Source organism: Kitasatospora sp. NPDC001660, from assembly GCF_053596725.1.
The window spans coordinates 1-2,444 of the sequence record NZ_JBSFGU010000129.1 but is presented as its reverse complement, the minus strand read 5'-3'; the positions used below and the strand labels follow the sequence as shown (position 1 = coordinate 2,444).

Here is a 2,444-nt window from a genome sequence, read left to right as displayed (position 1 = left end):
ATGACGCGGACTCGCGAACGGCCGCCATCGCCGCCAGCGAATGGCCCTTGGCCCCGACCGGCCGGATCGGAGAACTCCTGTCGCGTGCCACTGTGGCACAGTTTCGGCCCGGCGCCCGTGATCTGGGGACTCTGGCAGGATCGGGCGGGCGGTGCGCGCTGCATCCCATTGCCCGTGGCGCGCACCGCCTGGTCGGCCTGTGTTCGGTGTCGGTCGCTTTGGTCGCTGCCGTCCCGCCCCCGGCCTGATCGGCACGAGGGCTGTTCCAGCAAGTGCTCTCCTCACTGGCATGGAGATGGCGCAGCATCGGCCGTGGCTAGCCCCAATGCCGTGTAGATAGGGCGTGGGGCCTGTGCGTCAACCCCTGGACCGGGGATGGAGCTCCGGTTAGAACCGTGTCGATCAAGACCGAGTTCGACACTCCCTGAGGATCGCCCTCTGGGGAAGAATCAGCGGACACACGAACCGATCAGGGGGGAACGTATGAGTTCACGACACCGCTGGGCGATAGCCACCTGGGCCGCAGTACTGCTCGTCGGCTGCGCCTCGACGCCGTCGCCGCAGGAGGGCGCCCGCCTTTCGCCCGAGGCTCGCGGCTACCTCACCGGAGCCCTGGACCTCATGCAGCAGCAATCGCTGCACAGGGCCGAGGTGGACTGGAAGACAGTCCGCGCCCAGGCCTTCGACCGCGCCGGCGAGGCCCACACCCCTGCCGAGACATATCCCGCCATCAACGGCGCCCTGGGCGCACTCGGCGACCACCACAGCCACTTCTTTCCACCCGCCCAGGCCGACCAGGTCGACGGCGACCCCGACGTCGTCAACGCACCGACGGCGCGCCAACTCCCCAACCGGATCGGCTACCTGGAACTTCCCCCGGTGAAGGGCTCGGACCGCACCTACGCCGAGTACGTCCGGCAAGGTCGCGCCGCGGCCGCCACGACCGACCGGGCGGGCGCCTGCGGGTGGGTGGTGGACCTGCGCGACGAGACCGGCGGCGGGATGTGGGCGCCGCTCGCGGTGGCGGGGCCGATCCTCGGGGACGGCCCGGTCGGCGGCTTCGTCACCCCGGACGGCAAGCGGGCCGTGTGGTCGATCCGCGGTGGCGTGCCCTACCAGGACGACACCCCGCAGGCCTCCGCCGAGGACGTCACCCCGCTCACCGTCCCCAACCCGCCGGTCGCCGTGCTCACCGCCCGCAGGACCGGCAGCGCGGGCGAGGCCGTCACCATTGCCTTCATCGGCCGACCGGCCACCCGAAGCTTCGGCCAGCAGACCTTCGGGGTGCCCACCGGCAACGACCCCCACCGCCTGTCCGACGGCGCCGTCATCGTCCTCACCGGCGCCGCCGAGACGGACCGCACCGGCCACGTCCATGACGGCCCGATCCACCCCGACGAAGAGATAGACACCCCTGCCCGTAACGGCACCGACCACACCCTGGACACCGCCACCGCCTGGCTGTCGACCCAACCCGCCTGCAAGAGCTAGTGCTGTGGCCGAGAAGGTTCACCGGGTTGGGGCCGGCGGGCCGCGAACCCGGTTGCATGTCGGTGGATCCGGGGCCAACGGGAGGATGCGGCAACGATGGTCGGCGCTCGGATGCAGCTTGGTGGTCAAGCCACCCCGCGACCTATGATCATTTGATAAGTGCCGTATCAACACCGGATGCAGTCAGAGGGGCGGGAGAAGACAGCGTGAAGAAGCTCCGGGTGGGTGTGGCTGCGGTCATCGTGGCGGGAGTATTGACGCTGAGCGCATGCGGTCACAACGGCGGGAACGAGCAGTCCGGAGTAGCCCCAGCGTCGTCTTCATCTCATTCATCCCAACAGGCCGATGCGTACCAGAACGCTCCTTGGCGCCTGCAGGTGGTCAACCTCCTCACCGCGCTGCAAACACCGCAGGACGGCAAGTACAAGCAGTGGATGACTGACGATCCCACCACCCCGGACCCGTTCATTTACACGCCCCGCAGTTCCAGCGATCCAGGGTGGTCAAAGCGCTCTGCCGATGGATCCGCGTCGGTCTGGCCGAACGAGCTCAGCCCTGCGGACAAGGAGGTGCTGTTCAAGGCCATCACTCGTGGCAACACGGTCATCGCGTCCACCCTGACGGTCACCGAGGTGGACGGGTTGCCCAACGATCAGAGCGCGGGGTACAAGTTCCACTTCACGGTGAAAACGACTGACGGGAAGTCGTTGAGCGGCATGGCCCTCGGCCACAACGGCCTCGTTGCAACACGGGAGGTCGCGCGCCTCACCTACGACGTGACGCCATAGCGCGAGCCCTGTGGCGTCGACGGTTCACCGGTTTCACCGCCACCCACCCGGCGAACGTTGCCGGTCAGAGCACTAGGGCACGTATTCGGTCGTGATCAATCTGTGTGATTCACCTTCGCGGCGGGTCCTGATCCGGTAGACCGTGGTGTGTGACGCGAGCGCAAC

At 68.0% G+C, this 2,444-nt stretch carries 2 protein-coding genes; both read left to right on the top strand.

All coding sequences use genetic code 11. The features are described 5' to 3' along the window. The first annotated feature begins 483 nt into the window (after positions 1-483). Positions 484-1,491 (top strand): S41 family peptidase, encoded by a 1,008-nt coding sequence (locus ACWCXH_RS39835; RefSeq protein WP_449806402.1) that lies wholly within the window; start codon positions 484-486, stop codon positions 1,489-1,491. A 206-nt stretch (positions 1,492-1,697) separates the two neighbouring features. After that, positions 1,698-2,279 (top strand): hypothetical protein, encoded by a 582-nt coding sequence (locus ACWCXH_RS39830; protein ID WP_449806401.1) that lies wholly within the window; start codon positions 1,698-1,700, stop codon positions 2,277-2,279. The last annotated feature ends 165 nt before the right edge of the window (positions 2,280-2,444 follow it).